General features: G+C 38.5%; 16 protein-coding genes. 14 read left to right on the forward strand and 2 right to left on the reverse strand.

The features are described from left to right. Positions 1-115 precede the first annotated feature (115 nt). Both DWW33_RS11845 and DWW33_RS11850 read left to right on the forward strand, forming a co-directional pair. Positions 116-415: a hypothetical protein gene (locus DWW33_RS11845; RefSeq protein WP_022242370.1), complete on the forward strand. Its 300-nt coding sequence runs from the start codon at positions 116-118 to the stop codon at positions 413-415. 1 nt (position 416) lies between these two features. After that, positions 417-2,249, forward strand: coding sequence for a motility associated factor glycosyltransferase family protein (locus tag DWW33_RS11850; protein WP_158551970.1), 1,833 nt, complete (start codon positions 417-419; stop codon positions 2,247-2,249). On the opposite strand, the gene DWW33_RS11855 is transcribed toward DWW33_RS11850, so the two are convergent. Further along, positions 2,233-3,402 (reverse strand): CgeB family protein, encoded by a 1,170-nt coding sequence (locus DWW33_RS11855; protein WP_118639588.1) that lies wholly within the window; start codon positions 3,400-3,402, stop codon positions 2,233-2,235. The genes DWW33_RS11850 and DWW33_RS11855 overlap by 17 nt on opposite strands. Before the next feature lie 13 nt (positions 3,403-3,415). Next, complete coding sequence (locus tag DWW33_RS11860; protein ID WP_117841485.1) at positions 3,416-4,582, reverse strand: CgeB family protein; 1,167 nt, start codon at positions 4,580-4,582, stop codon at positions 3,416-3,418. A 133-nt stretch (positions 4,583-4,715) separates the two neighbouring features. Here DWW33_RS11860 and DWW33_RS11865 point away from each other — a divergent pair, with 133 nt between their 5' ends. The 12 genes from DWW33_RS11865 (at position 4,716) to DWW33_RS11920 (ending at position 19,474) form a co-directional block, all read left to right on the forward strand. After that, complete coding sequence (locus DWW33_RS11865) at positions 4,716-6,278, forward strand: glycosyltransferase (RefSeq protein WP_158561558.1); 1,563 nt, start codon at positions 4,716-4,718, stop codon at positions 6,276-6,278. Position 6,279: 1 nt separating this feature from the next. Beyond that, positions 6,280-7,539, forward strand: coding sequence for a glycosyltransferase family protein (locus DWW33_RS11870; protein WP_118088075.1), 1,260 nt, complete (start codon positions 6,280-6,282; stop codon positions 7,537-7,539). Positions 7,540-7,600: 61 nt separating this feature from the next. Then, entirely contained in the window at positions 7,601-7,987 is a 387-nt protein-coding gene (locus tag DWW33_RS11875) for a molecular chaperone (RefSeq protein WP_243088656.1), read from the forward strand. A 56-nt stretch (positions 7,988-8,043) separates the two neighbouring features. Then, positions 8,044-9,186 (forward strand): CgeB family protein, encoded by a 1,143-nt coding sequence (locus DWW33_RS11880; protein ID WP_118088076.1) that lies wholly within the window; start codon positions 8,044-8,046, stop codon positions 9,184-9,186. A 1-nt stretch (position 9,187) separates the two neighbouring features. Continuing rightward, on the forward strand, positions 9,188-10,249 hold the full coding sequence (locus DWW33_RS11885; protein ID WP_118639589.1) for a glycosyltransferase: 1,062 nt from the start codon (positions 9,188-9,190) through the stop codon (positions 10,247-10,249). Between the two features lie 21 nt (positions 10,250-10,270). Further along, positions 10,271-10,996 carry a phosphocholine cytidylyltransferase family protein gene (locus DWW33_RS11890; RefSeq protein ID WP_117841480.1) on the forward strand — a complete coding sequence of 242 codons (726 nt, stop codon included), beginning with the start codon at positions 10,271-10,273 and terminating at the stop codon, positions 10,994-10,996. A 1-nt stretch (position 10,997) separates the two neighbouring features. After that, positions 10,998-12,203 (forward strand): glycosyltransferase family 2 protein, encoded by a 1,206-nt coding sequence (locus DWW33_RS11895; RefSeq protein WP_158577491.1) that lies wholly within the window; start codon positions 10,998-11,000, stop codon positions 12,201-12,203. Continuing rightward, on the forward strand, positions 12,200-13,354 hold the full coding sequence (locus DWW33_RS11900) for a radical SAM protein (RefSeq protein WP_117841478.1): 1,155 nt from the start codon (positions 12,200-12,202) through the stop codon (positions 13,352-13,354). Before DWW33_RS11895 ends, DWW33_RS11900 begins: the two co-directional genes overlap by 4 nt. A 17-nt stretch (positions 13,355-13,371) precedes the next feature. Further along, positions 13,372-14,631 (forward strand): glycosyltransferase, encoded by a 1,260-nt coding sequence (locus DWW33_RS11905; RefSeq protein ID WP_117841477.1) that lies wholly within the window; start codon positions 13,372-13,374, stop codon positions 14,629-14,631. Continuing rightward, positions 14,609-15,793, forward strand: a complete 1,185-nt coding sequence (locus DWW33_RS11910; protein ID WP_117841476.1) for a radical SAM protein — start codon at positions 14,609-14,611, stop codon at positions 15,791-15,793. The genes DWW33_RS11905 and DWW33_RS11910 overlap by 23 nt, the downstream gene beginning before the upstream one ends. Positions 15,794-15,798: 5 nt before the next feature. Beyond that, positions 15,799-16,971, forward strand: a complete 1,173-nt coding sequence (locus DWW33_RS11915) for a radical SAM protein (protein ID WP_117841475.1) — start codon at positions 15,799-15,801, stop codon at positions 16,969-16,971. Between the two features lie 19 nt (positions 16,972-16,990). Beyond that, the gene (locus DWW33_RS11920; protein WP_117841474.1) at positions 16,991-19,474 is read left to right on the forward strand and encodes a hypothetical protein; all 2,484 of its coding nucleotides are present in this window, start codon (positions 16,991-16,993) and stop codon (positions 19,472-19,474) included.

A 19,474-nucleotide genomic window follows, 5' to 3' on the forward strand; every position in this document is an offset into this window, starting at 1 on the left:
AGAATGTGCTAAGGCACATTCTTTGTTACACGGGTAGTGATAATTATTTTCTTAGTGACGAAAAGATTAGTATCATGTAGTATAGAAGAAAAGAGATAAGACGAGGTACTATAAAGTGGAAGCAGGAAAGTATAGTCAATTACAAGAGGAAATGAAAGCAGTAATCCGGAAGTTGTATCAGAACCAGCAGGAGGAAACTTATCCATGGATTGGTGCACATATTCAGGAGATAAAGGATAGCCTGTTAGAACAAATTACATATTATACAGAAAAAGGTGAAACCGACGTAGCAATACAGGAACAGGCAGTTACTATATTGGAACATTTGATTCATGCATATCAGAATCATCAGATCATGGAACTGGCAGATTGCCTGAACTATGAATATGGCAGATATATGGGATGGGAGATATAATATGACGATATACGAAAAGAATATGCAGGCAATCCGGGAACACCATGTAAGACTTCATGAATATCTGGAAACGGCACAGCCGGAGCAATCAGTAGAGATACGCTATGAAGCAGCGGAAGATGAAATGCTTTATCCGATTGTGACAAAGGGCGGATTGGAATACCGGTTAAATAGTAAATATAATCCAAAGGAAGCATCCATGCAGTATGTCAGCCAGTTTGAAAAAGAAGGCTCCTACAGTGTGTTCTTTCTTTTGGGATTTGGAGACGGAAGAAGTATAGAAGCATTGGCGCAGACGCTGGATGAGACCATGACACTTATTGTATATGAACCATCCGTTGCTATTTTCCAAAAAACATTAGAGACCTTTGATTATACTGAACTTTTAAAGAAGAAAAATGTGTATTTGATTGTAGAGTCAGAGAACATGCTGCAGGATTATTTAGAATCCGGTATCAGCTTCAACAATATCCGGATGCTGCGTCTTGGTATTCTTCCGAATTATGATTCCATTTATCCGAAGGAATGTAAACATATGTTAGAGACTATGATATATTTCATGAATAAGACGAAAACATATCGGAATACCATCTATAATTTCCGGGATGAGTTTGCGGCACATGCTCTCAGTAATATGTATGATTATCTCTGGCAGACAGATACCCATTATCTGAAAGAATGTCTTGCGGAGGAGGACTTGAGCGATGTACCGGCAATTATTGTGGCGGCAGGACCATCCTTAAATAAAAATGTGCAGGAACTGAAGCGGGCGAAAGGAAAAGCATTGATTCTTGTGGTGGATGCAGCACTCCGGGCAGTAGTAAATGCCGGAATTACACCAGATTTGGGAATGACGGTAGACGCAAGAGTTGCAGACCGCTTTTTTGAAGGAATTGATATCAGCACATTTCCGTTTGTATTTGAGGCAATATCCAGAGAAGAAATCGTAAAGAGACATACCGGCAAACATTTCTATGATGAATTTCCGTGTAATATGTTTGCAAAGGCTGTAATAGAAAGAAAAGGCTATGTCTTGGATGATATTTTAACCGGAGGTTCTATTTCTACCAGCGCATTTTCGCTGGTAAAGGCACTGGGTTTTAAGAAAATTGTATTTATCGGCCAGGACCTTGCTTTTACCGGAGGACAGAGCTATAACAGCGGTCTGAAAATGGATGAAAAAGAGAATGAGCAGCATCAGAAGAAACGTGTCATTGTGCAGGTAAAGGGCAATGATGGAACCATGCTGGATACAGACTATCAGATGGATATGTACCGGAAATGGATTGAAAATGAAATTTTAAAATTGCCGGAGGATATTACGGTAATCAATGCAACAGAGGGCGGTGCAAAAATAGAAGGCGCAAAAGTGATGACATTAAAAGAAGTCATTGATTCCTGCACGAAAGAAATTGATTTCGAAAAATTATTGCAGGAAGTACCACTGGCATTTTCAGAAGAAGAACGGCAGGATATTATCCATGAGATAAAGGAAGAGCCAAAGCGCCTGGAAGAAGTAAAGGAAAATATTAAGAAAGCAAGGGAAGTTGCAGAGCAGTTAGAACAGGCATCCAAAGATGGAAATATAGAGGAGCAGAAGAAGCTGCTGACAGAATTTGGAAATCTTAATGAAGAAATCCAGAAAGAGCCGGTGCAGGATTTGTTACTATATTATAACAGTGAAATAGAATTTTCCATTGGGGATGATGTATTATCTGCAGATTTAACAATACCAGACTTATGCAATCGTGCAAAAGCCTGGTACAAAGGCTATGAATCTGCGGTAGACCGACTCATAGCAGATTTACATGAAAAATTTATTGACCGTCTATAACAGATAACATGGTTTGAATCCGGTGCTCAAAGGTGTGAGCATCTAAAATCTTACCAAGGGCGTTGGCAGCAATCTGCTGACGCTCTTTTTCGTGGGAAAGATAATAGCTGGCGTAAGTTTCTGCTTTCTCATAGGAAGAATAATAAATAAAGTCTTCTCCCGGAACAAAATAATTCAGGAAATCCTCCTGATAATTTGTCAGCAGGAAGCCACCGCTTCCCATAATATCGAATGCCCGCAGAGGAATACCTTTTTGGATGCTGCGCAATGTAATGTTGAGATTAATTTTTGAATGCTGGAAAACCAGAGGCATAATCTCATAATAGTCAATGGCTCCCATATTTTCTACTTTGGGAAGCTGCGGAGTAGGATTGTTGGTATAAAGCTTCACCTGATGCACTGCGGAAAGCTTTTTTAGGATTGCAGTGCGGTCTAATTCTGCCAGTTTCCTGGCAAGGAAATAGTTGGCATAAATATAGCGCGGTGTTTCGATGCCGTCTTCATTTGGCGCATATGGAACGGATTTTTGCATATCACTTAAGATGGTATCATTTAATAAACCGGGAATTAGGAATTCACCATATACCTGCTGCTGGGCGGCAATAATTGCATCGAGGTATCCCTTCGTAAAGGCAGGAAGCTTCTGATATAGGCGGTCATAAAGCAGGTGGTCTTCGTTATAAAGAGAACCGACAAAAGAAATCTCGGAAGAGATTATATCAAGGATAGAATCTGCTGCCTGCATGGTGGAAAGTCTTTTTGCATTTGCAGCAAGCGGCAGATAGAATACCCGGTCAATGCCCCCCTGCTTTAACTCTTCGTAAATCGGATAATCGAAAAGAAAAATATAATTGGTGGGATAAGTAATCGTAAAGGAATACAAAGCCACCAGTGGACTGTCATAAACATAGGAAATATAACGGAGATTATGCCGATGAGTGCAGGTGGCAAGAATCGGATAATAGTTAAAGGAAAATACAAAGTCGTAGGAAGTATTTTCTACAGCGGCATCAAAAGCCGCATCATAGGCAGCACTTTTGCGGACATTATAATCCTCGTGCATAAATAAATCGGTTTCAATGTTGCAGTTATGAAATGCTTCTAACATATCTTTTTTGGCAAAAGCCGGTGAATCAAGAAATAATATTTTCATAGAGTTCCTTTCATTAAAGAGAGAGCGCAGAGGATAACATTTTCTGAAGCTGCTTCTCATAAGTATAATGATTTAATACTTTCTGATAGCCGTTTTCGGCAATTTCTATCCGTTCTTTTTCATGGGAAAGATAGTATTCGCATTTAGACAAAAGGTCATCAGGACTGGTATAGATGTCTAAATCTTCTCCAATGGTAAAACATTCGCTTAAATCATTCTGATAATTCGTCAGTAAAAAGCCGCCACATCCAAGAACATCAAAGACACGAAGGGGAATACCGTTCCGGATGGATTTGCAGGTCATATTCAGATTAATTTTGCTGTGGGCAAAGACCTGAGGCATTTCTGTTAAAGTCTTAACCCGTCCACGATTGTGGACAGGAAGAGCGTCTGCATCACTTCCGGTGTATAAGTCTACTGAAAAATGGGAGCCAAGAAGGGACAATAGGTGCTTCCGCTCATTGGCAGTTACCTTCATGCCAAGGTACTGCTGTGCAATGATATCCCGGTCAACCCGTCTGGCTTTTTCCGGCGGAATATAATAATCCGGCATACAGTCAATAAATTCTTTGACAATAGAATCCGGCAGCAATTCATTTAAAAGAAACGCACCGTAAATCTGTTCCTGTGCATCCATAATTCCATTCAGATAACCTTCGAGATAAGGGGAAGGATTCTTGATGGAATCATAAGGACATTTCTCTGTATAAAGCGAGCCTACAAAGGAAATATCACTTTTGTAGGAATCGGGATTGACATCAGTAAGAACGGAATTCCAACGGTTTACATTGGTTGCCAGCGGCAGGAAAAAGGTATGAGCCGGGTTATATGGCGCAAAGTCCTGATATTGCATGGAATCAAAGAGAAAAATACGGTTCCACTCATTCGAATAGGAATCCGAATATAATTCCATGACAGGACTGTCTACCGTCCAGCAGATATAAGGAAGCTTCATGATATTACAGATTTCCGATAAAACAGGATAAAAGTTTATCGAGAAAATGCAGTCGAAGGAAGATGATAACAGTGTATCAGAAACATGCTTGATGACTGTCTGTGTGGGAATATTTTTATCGGTAATTTCAAGATTAATACAGAATACTTCATGCCCTAAATGCTTCATGGCTTCGATAATATCCGGTTCGCAAATGCTTCCATAACGGTAGAATAGTATTTTCATGATAAACTTTCCTCTTCCTTGGATATAGAGTATAATAACTATAACTATTGTAACGAAATCGAAAGAAAGAAACAAGGTTAGAATAAGGAGAAATCGTCGCAGGACGAAAAGAAAATATATGGAACAGTTTTTTATGATTTTACAAAGAGGACTGGGGCAGCTGGATGCAACAGGGGAATATGAAGAAGGAACGCTGCGGGAGTTAAAGGAAAGCTACCAGAAATTTGATGCAGCGATGCAGCAGAATATGCTGCGCATAATAGAACAGTCATTGGCAAAGTTTCCGATAACATTGCAGATTTACATCTGGTCATCCCTGCTGGCGGTTCTTCGGGATGAAAAAATCATTCCTTATATGGGAGAATTAACGGCAGATGACTCTTTGAATTTATGGCAGAAAGTGGAATTAATGAATCAGTTGCAGCGGACAATTTTTGCCAGTGAAATGATAAAGGATGAAGAGGCAGAATATAAGAGAAACAGTGACGCTTATACTGCATTGATGGATGAAATCAGACAGCGGAATAAAAAGGAATTTTCCTATCTGCCGTGGGAAAAACGGAATAAAAAAATTGTTCTGATAACAAAACAGTTTATCGGAAGACAGCATGCACCGACGGAAATAACATTGCAGATGAACCGTTATTTAAAGGAACTGGGTTACGAAGTGGTATTATATGTCGCCTATATGCCAAATCGGAATACAGCACCGTTGTGGTATAAGCAGTGTCTGTGGAATAATTTTATGAATACAGCAGGAGCATTTCAGGGAGAGATAGAAGGAGAGGAACTGAAGGGTTATAATCTGCTTTTTACACAGGAAAATTATCCGGAACAGCTTTATGATGCGGCGGAAATGATATGGCAGGAAGCACCTGAGTGGGTGCTTGAAATCGGTGATAAAACAATATTGGCTGATTTGTGCCGACAGTTCACTACCGTATTAACCAGAAGGTGCGTTAAGACAATTCCTGTGACCAATGCACCGATTATCGTACTGGCTTCGGATTATACCATGGCGGAAGAAAGACGATATCAGAGCTGGCTGAAACCGTACCAGCAGTTTGTGGAAGTAAAACATTCCATTGTGGGAAATACAGTGGTTGTGGAAAAAGAGAAGAAAGAAAATTATGGCATCCCAGAAGACAAGTTCGTAATTTTACTGGTGGGAAACCGGCTGGTGCAGGAAGTAACAGAGGATTTTCTTAAGACGATTTATGCGATGCTAGAGGAAAATCCAAAAGCAGTACTGGCGGTCATTGGAAATTGCGAGGCACTGGAAAAAAGGATAGCAGAAGCATATCGGGAGCGTTTTTATTTCCTTGGATATACCGAAGAATTACAGAAAACCATGACCATAGGAGATTTGTTTTTGAACCCGCCAAGACAGGGCGGCGGTACCGGAGCCATGTATGCAATTTTACAGGAAATTCCGGTAGTGACACTGGACAACTGCGATGTGCAGGTAAATGTGGGCAAGGTATTCACCTGTGATTCTGTTGAGTCGATGGTAAATCTGGTACATCAATATTGTGAAGATAAAGGATTCATGGAGAAGAAGAAGGAAGCATGCCGCAGAAAAGCAGAGGAAATTCTTGCAGTAGATGAAAAAGAAAACTATCGAAGGTTATGTGAATTTGTGGAAACTTATACAATAAGGCAGGAAAAGCAGGTACAGCATCCGGACGGGAGATAACATGGCGCATAGAATAAGAGAAGCGAAAGGGACAATTTTAATCTATAAGGGAGAACCAATCTGCTATAACATTTTAAATACATTTGCAGAGCAACTGGGAGAAGCGTTACAGAGGCTTGGAGAAGAGGTAGAATATTTTGATGTGAAGCAGAGCGGCGAAGCTGCTCTGGCAGCTTATGCAGGAAAAACATATCAGGCGGTAATTGGCTTTCAGAGTTATCTTTTTGATATTTATCTTCCGAAGGCAGGCATTTATTTACATGATTTGATAAAGGGACCAAAAATAAATTTCCAGTTTGACCATCCAATCTGGATGAAGAATCATTATATCAGAATGCCGGAGCATTGCTATAGTGCAACCCATGACAGAAATTATGCGGCATTTATAGAAAAGTATTATCCGAGAATTGCAGGAAGTTCCATTATCTTTCCGGGAGGTTGTGAGAAGGCAGCAGGAGAGAATGGAAAACAGGAAGCAGAGCGGAATTTGAGGGGGGCGCAGGATAAAAAGGAATATCAGATATCCTTTATTGGCACCTATACGGACTATCGGAGTTATCTGCCACTGATCAGAAATAGCCAGGGAATCATTAAAAAGATAGCAGCCCATTTTCTGTTTCAGATGAAACAGCACCCGGAAGAGACTGCGGAGAAAGCATTGGAAGAATCCTTACGAAAAGATGGAATTGTACTATCGGATGAAGAATTTTTAGAAGTATTAGATGGTGTCAAACCAATGATTTATTGCATCATGTCCTATTACCGGGAAAAAGCAGTAAAGGTAATTTTAGAAGCAGGCATTACACTGGAAGTATTCGGGGACAGTTGGAAGAAGAGCCCGTTTGGGGATTCACCATATCTTCGTATCCATGAAGCGGTGGATATGAGAGAAAGCCTTGAAGTCATGGAAAAAAGCCTTATATCTTTTAATGTGATGGCCTGGCATAAGGATGGATTTACGGAACGGATTGCAAACAGCATGTTACAGCATAGCGTGGTACTTACCGATGAAAGCACTTATCTGAAAGAGCAGTTTACAGATGGGAAAGATATTCTCATGTACCGGTTGAATGAACTTTATAAGATTCCGGAACTGCTTACGGATTATCTGGAAGAGGCAGGAAGAGATAATCTGCAGATGATTGCAGAGAATGCTTACAGGAAAGCAAAGGAAAATTATACCTGGGAGCAGAGCGCGAAAAAGCTTCTTGCATTTATTGATAAAATAGATGCCCAGGAAAGAAAATGCAGTGAAAAGTGAAAATACTATTGTGAAAATGAAGGAATGAACCGATATATATTCTATAGAAAGGCGGCACAGGATGTGCCAGGGTGAAAATATCATGGAAGATAATAGAAGAGAAGAAAAAGAAGCGTTAAAAGTATTGACGGAGTACAGCCCGAAATTATTAAAATCTATGAGAAATGTAATGGAAGAATTACATGGAAATCGTCAGCCGGATACCGATGAATATCTTTTGAGCATTATCAAAGGTATGAACTGGGAAATTCAGGTCTTAAATGGAACAATGGACTATCTCAATGAAATCGAGCAGCTTATTGATAAGCAGGCAGCAAATGCTTTGTTTGTAAATTTCAGCAAAATATATCAGGAAAAAGATGATGAGAAGCTTGCAGAAGTCTTTGAGAAGGACATGATACCATTCTTTGAAAAACTGGAAGAAGTAGCCAAAGTTAAGATGAATTAAAAAACTACTGATATCGAAAGGTATCAGTGTTTTTCGTTGCAAAGCAGGAGAGAACGATGAAAATATTATTCTGGCAATGGCATTCTTTTATGGGAAAAGGAATGGAACGTGCGTTACACAGATTGAATATTGCTTATGATACCTTCTTTTATCAGATGAATGACTGGGAATCGGATGATCGGTTTGCAGAGCAGTTGGAAAAGAGGATTTCGCAGCAGGCGTATGATGCAGTGATTTCTATAAATTTTAATCCGGTTATTTCTGATGTATGCCAGAATCATAAACTGCCTTATCGTGCGTGGGTCTATGATTCTCCGATTCATATCCGCAATGTACAGGCACTGAAGAATTCCTATGCAAAAGTGTATTTTTTTGACCGTGGACAGGCAGAAGAATATCAAAGACAGGGAATCAATGCCGGCTATTTGCCACTGGCAGCAGATGTGGAAACATTTTATCCGGTTGCAGTTACAGAAGTCGATAAAAAGGAATATGGGGCAGAGATTTCACTGGTAGGAAAATTATATCAGACTGTCTATTCACAGTATATGGCACCTTTGAAAGAGTATGACAGAGGATATTTGGAAGGTGTGATTGCGGCTCAGAAAAAAGTATATGGCGGCTATTTCCTGCCGGATTTTATAACGGATGAGTTGATTCAGAACATGAATGCAGTTTATCAGAAGCAGTGGAATGGAGAGATTACGGTAAATCATCGTGAAATTGAATTTCTGCTGGCCAGTGAGATTACACGAAGAGAGCGGCAGGAAATATTAACGCTTCTTTCCAATCATTTTGATGTAGCGCTCTATTCCGGAGAACAGAATGTAGCCATACCAAAGATAAGAAAGAAGAATTATATCGATTATTATACCCAGATGCCAAAAGTATTTAAATGCTCTAAAGTGAATCTTAATATTTCGCTGAAAACAATCCGGACAGGAATTCCGCTGCGTGTACTGGACATTCTTGCCAGTGGCGGATTTGTGATTTCAAACTTCCAGGAAGAGTTGGCAGAGTACTTCCGGCTGGGAGAAGAAATCATCACTTATGGAGATATAGAAGAGCTTTATTATCTGGTAAATTACTATTTGCAGCATGAAGAAGAACGGAAAGAAATTGCGGATAGAGGATTACAGCGGGTAAAAGAAGATTTTCGATTTGAAGAACGGATGAAAGTAATACTTGAGGATTTATAACATGAGAAAAATTTCTGTATGTATCATCACGAAAAATGAATCAGAAAAATTGAAAAAGTGCCTGAAACAACTGATGGGGTATGGCTTTGAAATTATTGTAGTAGATACCGGTTCTACGGATGATACGGTTGTCATGGCAAAAAAATATGCAGATAAAGTATGCTATTTCAGCTGGTGCAATGATTTCTCCGCAGCACGGAATTATGCATTGACTCAGGCGTCCAATGACATTGTTATGATGATAGACAGTGATGAATATTTACAGGAAATAGATACAGGCGAGCTGGAAAACTTGTTAAAGCAGCATCCTTATATGGTAGGGCGAATCAAAAGAATTAACCGCATTTCCGTAGGAGAGCAGGAAACAGAATACATAGAACGGATTAACCGGATATTCTCCAGACAGCAATATGAATATTCGGGCAGTATCCACGAACAGGTTACAGCGAAAAATAAAGAAGAGTATGAAACTTACCTTGCTCCGGTTGTTATCTTGCATGATGGTTATGAAGGCACCGAAGAGGAGCGGAGGAAAAAAGCAGAACGTAATCTGAAGTTATTGTTAAAAGAGTTGGAGAACCATCCGGATGATACTTATTTCATGTATCAGATTGGAAAAAGCTATTATATGGCAGAGGATTATGAAGAGGCAATCCGGTATTTTGAAAAAGCATTGGGCTATGACTTGAATCCAAAGCTGGAATATGTAATTGACATGGTAGAAAGCTATGGATACGCACTTTTGAATACCAGGCGGGTTGAAACGGCATTGCAGTTTCAGGGGATTTATGAAGAGTTTGGAGACTGTGCGGATTTCAAGTTTCTGATGGGACTCATCTATATGAATAATGAGCGTTACGAAGAAGCAGTAGCTGAGTTCTTAAAGGCAACGGAGTATAAGAGCGCACGGATGACAGGAACAAATTCTTATCTGGCATATTACAATGCAGGCGTAATCCGGGAGTGCCTCGGAGACATCGGACAGGCACTGGAATATTATCGGAAATGCGGAGATTATGCAAAAGCACAGGAGAGAATCAGGGCATGCTCAAAGGGTGAATAGATACAAAGGAGAATGAGAACTATGAAGGCTATTTTATTGGCTGCAGGACGGGGAACCAGAATAGCGAGAAATGTTGAAATGGTGCCAAAGTCAACTTTGCCGATAGATGGAGAACCATTGATTCGGCGTTCCGTAGCATTGCTTCAGAAAGCTGGAATGCAGTGTATTGTATGTACCGGATATAAAGAAGAAAAGGTAAAAGAAGCATTAGAAGGAATGGAAAAAATTACATATTGCTACAATCCTTTTTTTGATGTTACAAACAGCCTTGCAAGTCTTTGGTTTGCAAGAGAAGAGATGGATGATGATCTGATTATCATGAATGCAGATGTGTTCTTTACTGAAGAGATATTAACTGCACTGCTTAAAGATAAAAGAAGTCCGGTTATGGCAATCGACCGTTCCCGGGTGCAGGAGGGAGATTATTTTTTTAAGACGGCATGGAATGGCCGAATTGAAAAGTATGGAAAGGGACTTCCGATTGAATTGCGCAGCTGCGAATATGTAGGTATGGCAAAAGTGGAAAAGAGTTTTCTGCCGTTATTTAAAAAACGTATGGAGGAAATGATTCGAAGCCAGCAGCATAGTGCCTGGTGGGAAAATGTATTATATTCCTTTACGGATCAGAAAGAACAGGATATTTATACCGTGGATGTGGACGGTAAGTTCTGGGCAGAAATAGATTATTTTGATGATTATGAAAGAATTATAGATTATGTTGCACATACAAGAGAAAGTAGGAAATAAGATGAGTAAACTGCCTTTGGTATCAATTGTAATTCCTGTTTATAATGGGGGCAATTATTTAAAAGAAGCAGTTGATAGTGCGTTAAATCAGACGTACCGTAATATTGAGATACTGGTTGTAAATGATGGCTCAAAGGATGATGGAAAAACAGAAGCAATTGCATTGTCTTATGGAGATAAGATACGCTACTTGAAGAAAGAAAATGGTGGTGTGGCGAGCGCACTGAATATGGGAATTAGAAATATGAAGGGAGAATATTTTTCCTGGCTGTCACACGATGATTTATATTATCCGGAGAAGATAGAAAAGGAAATGCAGGCAGTACAGTCGCTTGCGGATAAGACAACAGTAGTGCAATGTGAATATGATTTTTATGATATGGCATCCGGGAGCCTTACTACGACAAATTTTCATAAATATTACACGTTAGAACAGATTACCAATTCTGTATTCAGTGTATTACAGTTACAGATACATGCCTGCGGAGCGCTGATACATCGGGACAATTTTACCCGGGCAGGCTGTTTTGATGAAACAATTTATACGGTACAGGACATAGAACTCTGGTTTCGTATGTTAAGAAATCGTAAATCCTGTTTTGTTCCGGAAGCACTGTTTCGGGTAAGAGAACATGCGGCAGCAGGCTCAAGAACCATACCGTCTTATTATGCGGAGACATGTGCACTGTATATAAGACTGATAAAGAAAATGAGTTTGGAAGAAATGGAACGTGTATTCGGTTCGCCATGGCGTTTTCTTGTACGCATGACAGCTTTTATAAAGAGTTACGGTGGAGATATTTCTGTGATAGAAAAAATGCTTGCCGAATGCAGTCCGAATGATTCTGACAATAGAAACCGCAAGATATTAGCGGAAAAACTTCAGAAGAACCGGAAAAGAATTGTGATATTTGGTGCAGGACAGTATGGGGTAAGAATGCATTATGAACTTCTGAAGAGGGGAATAGAGGCAGAACTGTTTTTAGATAATAGCACCGAAAAGGACCGGAAGATAATAGACGGATTGCCTTGTCAATTACCGGAAACGGTACTTGATGATAAGGATAATATTATGGTTGTAGTGGCTCTCAGAAATTGCCAGAGTGCGCTGGAACAATTGCAAAAGCTTGGCTTTACCAATATCATAATCCGGCAGGAGATTGATGGAATATTAACAGATAGAAGCAGGAAACAGGTGAAAGTATGAAGTGGACAAATAAAGGACACGAATTTGATACAGTTTATCAGAATATAGAAAAAAAGGATAAATTCTATTTATTCGGAGCTGGTGAATATGGAGAAGCAGTTTATCAGGAATTAGAAGATAAGCTTTCGGTTGCAGGTTTTATTGATAACAACCCGGAAAAACAAAAAGAGCATTATCTAGGAAAACGTGTATTTGATTTAGAGGAAATTGATAATGAAAATGCCGGAATTATTATAACAGTATCACCTTATACCAGAAAGCCGCTAATACAGCAGCTGATGACCAGTGGATATGTTTATAATCAGGACTTTTTTACAATGGAAATCTTCATGTCCGTTTATTTTGCATATCAGAGAGAAGAATTGTATATTCCATCCATTTCTTTTCTGCCGAGCACAAAATGTAATTTGAATTGTGAAGCATGTCTGAATTTTACACCATATATGAAAGAGCCGATGGTTCGTTCCTGGGAGATTGTGAAGGCAGATGTAGACATGTTTTTCCGGTGTGTGGATTATATTATGCTATTCCATATTAGCGGTGGAGAGCCATTCTTATATCCGCATCTGGCACAGTTGATAGAGTATATCGGAGAAAATTACAGACATAAAGTTCATTTCCTGCGAACAGTAACAAACGGAACTGTTTTGCCGAAAAAGGAGATACTGGAAGCCTGTAGAAAATATAATGTGGATGTTACCTTAGATGATTATAGGGAGGCTGTTCCGGCATCGGAAGAGAGATTTCAGGAGATTCAGAAGCTGTTTAAAGAATATGGAATCGTATATGAAATAAACAAGGTTGACAACTGGATTGACCTTGCACCGATGACAACAGATCACAGTGACTGGAGTGAACTGCGCCTGCAGAAGTGGTTTGAAGGATGTCATGTTCCATGGCAGGAGCTGCGCGGTGAAAAAATATACAGTTGTAATTATGCCAGTTATGCAGTTGTAGCAGGATTTATGGAAGAACAGGAAGATGAAGTATTTGATTTGAAAAAATATGACAGAAGCCGAATGAAAGAACTGATGGAATTCCGTATGGGCTATAATGAAAAGGGATATGTGGAATTCTGTAAAAGATGCAGCGGTTATGTCGATATTAATGATCATATTGTATCACCTGCAAAGCAAAAAGAAAGAAGTTAGGTCAGGAGGCAGAAAAAGTGGAAAAGCCAATAGTGTCAATTGTGATTCCGGTTTATAACGGAGCAAATTATATGAAGGAGGCAATTGATAGCGCATTAAATCAGACTTATCCGAATTGCGAGGTAATTGTTGTAAATGATGGTTCAAATGATAATGGAGCCACTGAGAAAATTGCATTATCCTATGGGGATAGAATCCGCTATATCAAAAAAGAAAATGGTGGAGTAGCAACCGCGGTAAACAGAGGAATAAAGGAGATGAAGGGTGAGTATTTTTCCTGGTTGTCTCATGATGATTATTATTATCCGCAGAAAATAGAAAAACAGATAGAAGCCATTGAAAAATCCGGAGATAAGACAGCAATTGCTCATTCTAATTTTGATTTTTTAAATATGACAACAGGAGAAAAAACCAGTGTGGACTGGCTGAAACAATATGATATGCAGCAACTGACGAACAGTAATTTTGCACCAGTTTTCCTGTGTATTCATGGATGCAGTATCCTGATACATAAAAGTCATTTTGAAAGAGTTGGCTTATACGATCCGGAACTGATTGCAACACAGGATTCTGTATTTTTGTTTCATGTAATGAGGGGACAGAAATCTGTATTTGTGCCGGAGAGTCTTTTTGTGGGAAGAATTCATGGAGAGCAGGGCAGCCAGACTTTGGCATGTCACAGACCGGAATATAATAAAATGTTTGAAAATTTCTGTGAATGGCTGACAGATGATGAAAAGATAAATATGTGTGGAAGTGTATTTAACTTTTATTACAGATTATATGTTTTGTTGAAACAGAGTCCGAAGGCGGATACCATACTGGGATATCTTAAGGATAAGCTGCTGGCATTTGTAGAGGATGAAATAATGTCAGATGGAAAAGGAGATATGAATCTCCTGTTCCCGGAATGGAAGGATAAAGGGGTAGATAGAATATGTTTGTTTGGCGCAGGGGATTATGGGAAAAGAATGCTGAATGAATTACAGTTGAGAGGATTTTTGGTACATTCTTATATTGATAATGATGAGAAAAAATGGAACACAAGAATCTGTGGTATTCCATGCTATGGAATGGATTATCTGGTGAAACATCAGGAACATACAGCGGTTATTGTGTCTGCACTGGCAGAAGATGAGATAAAACTTCAACTGAAAAAAAACAACATAAAATACATAAAAAAATATTCAGAGATATACAAAAAATTATTCTATTGTGAACCATTAAAATCAGTATTAAAGGAGAATTTGAAACATGAGCATGAAGTGGAAGCATAAGGGAAGAGAATTTGAAAGCATCGGCTATCAGTTAAAGGATAAGAAAACAATGATTATATATGGCGCAGGAGATTATGCAGAGGATATTCTGAATGTGTATGAGGGTTCTGAATGTAAAGACAGCTGGAAACTATGGCTGGTAGACAGAGATGAAAAAAAACAGCAGGAAGGAAAAAGAGGATATCGTGTAATGTCTCCGGAAGAACTCTGGAAGAAGGAGAAAGAGAATTACTTTGTAGTAATCTGTGCAACACCATCCGGAGCTGCAGAGATAAAAAAAGGTTTACTGGAACATGAAATAAAGGAAGAAGATATTTACGATTATAGTTATTTCCTTTATACATATCTTCCCATCTATTTTATGTATGTGAAGAATAAGCTGTTTTTCACATCGGAAAATATTATTCCAAGTACCGTTTGTGATTTGAACTGCAGAAGCTGTCTGAATTTTAACCCATATATTAAGAAACATATTGTGGACAGTCTGGAAGAAGTAAAAGCAGATATTGATGCCTTTTTTGGACAGGTGGATTTAATTTATCGTCTTCAGATTAGTGGTGGCGAGCCATTTCTTTATAAAGAGCTGGGACATGTATTGGAATACATTTATGAGAATTATAAAGATAAAGTGATTCGCCTTGAGACAGTGACGAATGGAACAATTGTACCATCTGATGAACTTTGCCGGATCTTAAAGAAATGCAAGGTAACGGTATTTTTAGATGATTACAGAAAGACCCTTCCAAATGGAGAAGCATTGTATGAACGTGTAAAAAATAAACTTAATCAGGAAGAAATTTCTGTTATTTATAATTATGCAGAAAAGTGGATTCGTATGTATTCTGAAAATTCAAGCCATGAAGAAGATTCAGAAGAGAAACTGGAAAGTTTCTATGAAAGATGTGGTAATCCGTGGTCAACACTTCGCAAGAAGAAGATAACAGGCTGTAATTATGCACATTATGCAGCAAAGGCAGGGATTTTACCGGATGATGAAGACAATTACTTTGTATTAACAGGCGAGGTAGACAAAAAAGCATTATTAGAATTCCGATTACGATACAATGAAAAGGGATATGTAGAATTCTGTAAAAAATGTGCAGGCTGGACATCCATTAATCCGAATCTGGAAGATGCAGCTATTCAGAAAGCAAAGGAGTAATTGTAATGAAATGGACAAACCGGGGACATCAGTTAGACCATGTAAAATCAATCTATGGAGAGAAAACTAAAATATATATTTACGGAGCAGGAATCTATGGAGCTGATTTGTATCATAGAATCAATTGGCTTGGAAATATAGATGGTTTTATAGACCGCAACGTAGAAAAACAACAGAATGGTTATCTGGGAGAGCAGGTAATTGCACCGGAAAAGATTCTTCAAAAAGTAGATGAGGAACATATTATTATTGTTGCTATGGAAAAAAAGGCTGCTGAGCAGGTTATGAGGCTGCTTAGAACGGCAGGATATATAAAGGCTCTCGATTGTTTTTATATCGAAGACTTTCTGGATTTTTATACCTATCAGCAATATGCTTTTTTTGCAGCCGATAAGTTAATGATTTCTTCTGTTTGTATGATTCCAAGTACAGTATGCAATTTAAAATGCAAGGATTGTTTGAATTTTTCACCATATTTTAAAAAGCATATTATACATGATTTTACCTTTGTAAAAAGAGATATTGATACGCTGTTTCGGTGGATTGATTATACTCCAAGGTTTCAGGTTTCCGGGGGAGAGCCTTTGCTGAATAAAGATTTGGGAAGGACACTGGTTTATCTGGATGAAAATTACAGAAACAGGATTGAAAGTATAGAAACTGTAATTAATGGAAGTATTGTACCGGGTGATGAACTATGCCGGTTGATGAAAGAACATCGTATAAAGGTTTATTTGGATGATTATCGTGAGAATGTACCTCAGTTAAGGGAAACCTATACACAAACAGTAGAAAAACTGGAAAAATATGGCATTGAGTGGATTGACAATTATGTTCCGGAATGGTTCAGTCTGGATGTGGAACATACAGAACATAGTGATATGACTGATTTACAACTGGAAAACTATTTTGATAATTGTGGCAGCCCGTGGAACTGCCTGGAAAATGAAAGATTGTACTCCTGCAATTTTGCACATTTTGCAGCGAAGGCAGGAATTATAGAAGAAACAGAAAATGATTACTTTGACCTTAAAGATTATTCAGAAGTCCGAAAAACGGAGTTACTTGAATTTCTACTGAAATATACTACAAAAGGTTATGTGGATTTTTGTAAAAAATGTGCAGGCTGGTCAGAGGCAAACTGTAATAAAGTGAAGGTTGCAGAGCAGATAGAATAGTGGTTATATGGAGGCATTTATGAAACAGTCTGAGAGAAAAAAAGTACAGTCTATTCTTGAAAATATACGAAAACAGCATAATATATTGGAAAGTCTGCCAGAGAAAGAAGTCTTTGCCCTGTTGGAAGAAAATCAGGGCACAATCATTGAACTGGGAAATTATGTGGAACAGAATATGGGACAGACAGCACCTTTTATCAGAATGTTGGAAGAGTATTGTGAGCTTGTATATCAGATGTTTCAGAGCATGAAAAAAAACAACAGACTTCAGGCAGCAGTGGAAAATAAAAAAGCAGGAAAAAAGCTGGAGCAGGCAGAAGATTATTATGTAAAGCATCTGCTGTATAGAAAATATGAAATATTGTTTCTGCCATATAAAGCAGCTATGTGGGATTCTATGGAAAGCATATATTTGGCTGCCGTACAAAATTCAAAGTGTAGGGTGTCTGTAATGCCAGTTCCTTATTACCTTTTGGAGGATGGAAAGAAAACAGCAGTATATGAAGGAAATCGATTCCCGGAAGGATTACCCATTGTAGATGCATATCAATATAAGCTTAAAGAGGAACGACCGGATGTAATCTTTATACATAATCCTTATGATGGATATAACCGGGTAACCAGAGTTGAGGAACAGTTTTACAGCAGTGAATTAATAAAATATACCAGCCATTTGTGTTATGTTCCCTATGATGTCGTAAATGAAAACAGTTTTAATGAGACGTATTGTATTGTGCCGGGTGTAAGAAATGCATGGAAGATTTTCGTACAGTCTGAAAAACTGAGAAAAATCTATGCAAAATATGTCGGGGCAGATAAAGTGGTTGCTTTGGGTTCACCGAAGATAGATAAGATTCTGAAAGGAAGAAATGGAGTGACAGTTCCGATGCAGTGGGAGAAAGTAATTGGAACAAAAACAGTATTTCTTTTGAATACGCATGTGTCACGGATTATCAATGAAAAGACAGGAGCATTTACTTTTTTGCGAAAGGTTGCAGAGTTCTTTGAAGAGCACAAGGATATCGTGCTGATTTGGAGACCGCATCCATTAAGTGAGAGCACTGCACTGGCAATGAACCGGAAAATATATGAGAAATATGAAGCAGTTATCCGGCAATTCAAAAAAATAGAGAATGTGATTTATGATGATACACCGGACATGCATTGTGCAATAGCGTTAAGTGATGCATACTTTGGCGATGGAGGTTCTTTGCTGACTTTGTATAAAGTCACAGGAAAGCCGGTTTATCTTCTGGATTCTGATGTTGATAATCTTAAAGTGACACCGGCAGAGCAGTTCTCTTGTGCGAATTTGACGGAATTGGAGCAGGAAGTCTGTTATGGATCGGGAAGAGCCTGTAATACATTGTTTGCAATCAACCGGAAGACGAAAACGGTACAATATATACGAAGTATTTTAGAAGAAAATCGTATGCAGGAAAATGCATATGGTTATGTGGTTTCTACAGAAGAGAAGATATTCATGCTGCCAAATTTTGCCAGACATATCGCAGTTGTTGATAAAAAAACAAAAGAAGTACATTATCTTCTAAACTATTACAAAAAAGAAGATGATTTAAAATGTGTTTCAGCAATAAGACAGGAGAATAAATTGGTAATTACACCACTTTTTTCTGGAGATCCGGTGCTTGTTTTAAATCTTGAGACAGAAGAAATAAAGAAAAGAGCGCTTCCGGAAGATAACGATAACCAGAGAAGCTTTTATTATGGTCAAAGCTGTATCAATAATGAAAAGTTGTATATTCCGATACGGACAGAAAACCGGATATTGGAAATTACGAGAGAAGAGGTTATCAGTCATAAACTGGAAAAAATAGATGGTGGATTCATGCAGTGCATATTCTGGGATGATAAGCTGTGGATACTTCCAGCAGATGGACAATATTTGCTGCAATGTAGTAAGGATTTTAGGCAGTTAAATAAGATTGAATATGATGAATTTATACCAATGGAAGACAAGGATAAGACATTTCTGTTTTATCGGATGGTACTGCAGAAAGAGAATTTATGGCTGATACCAAGAAATGTCCCATATTTTATTAAAATAGAGAAAAATGGAAAACCAACTCGAATTGATATAGACCATATTGAAGTGATAGAATATTTAAGACAGCATGAACAGCCATTTTCAGAGGCGGTTGCAGTAGAAGATAAAATATATTTTCCACCATTTATGCTTGCGGATTTCTATGTGCTGGATACGAAAGATAACAGTCTGAAAAAAGAACGTTTTCAGACGCAGCATACAGAAGAACTGGTGTCTCAAATTCTGGAATGTAAAGGAGAAAAAGAATATATTTACCGTTCTTCACTGTTTGGATTTTCTTATTTTGCAGATTTGGTAAGAAATAAGAAAGACATTTATGCAAAGCAGAGAAAAAATGCGGTACTGGATACTTTTGCACGGAATGATGGAAGTGCTGGAAAAGGAATTTTTGATTATGTTTGTAATGAAATAATGGATGCATCGGAGGAAGACTGA

Source organism: Roseburia sp. AF15-21 (assembly GCF_003479505.1).
GTDB lineage: Bacteria > Bacillota > Clostridia > Lachnospirales > Lachnospiraceae > Roseburia_C > Roseburia_C amylophila.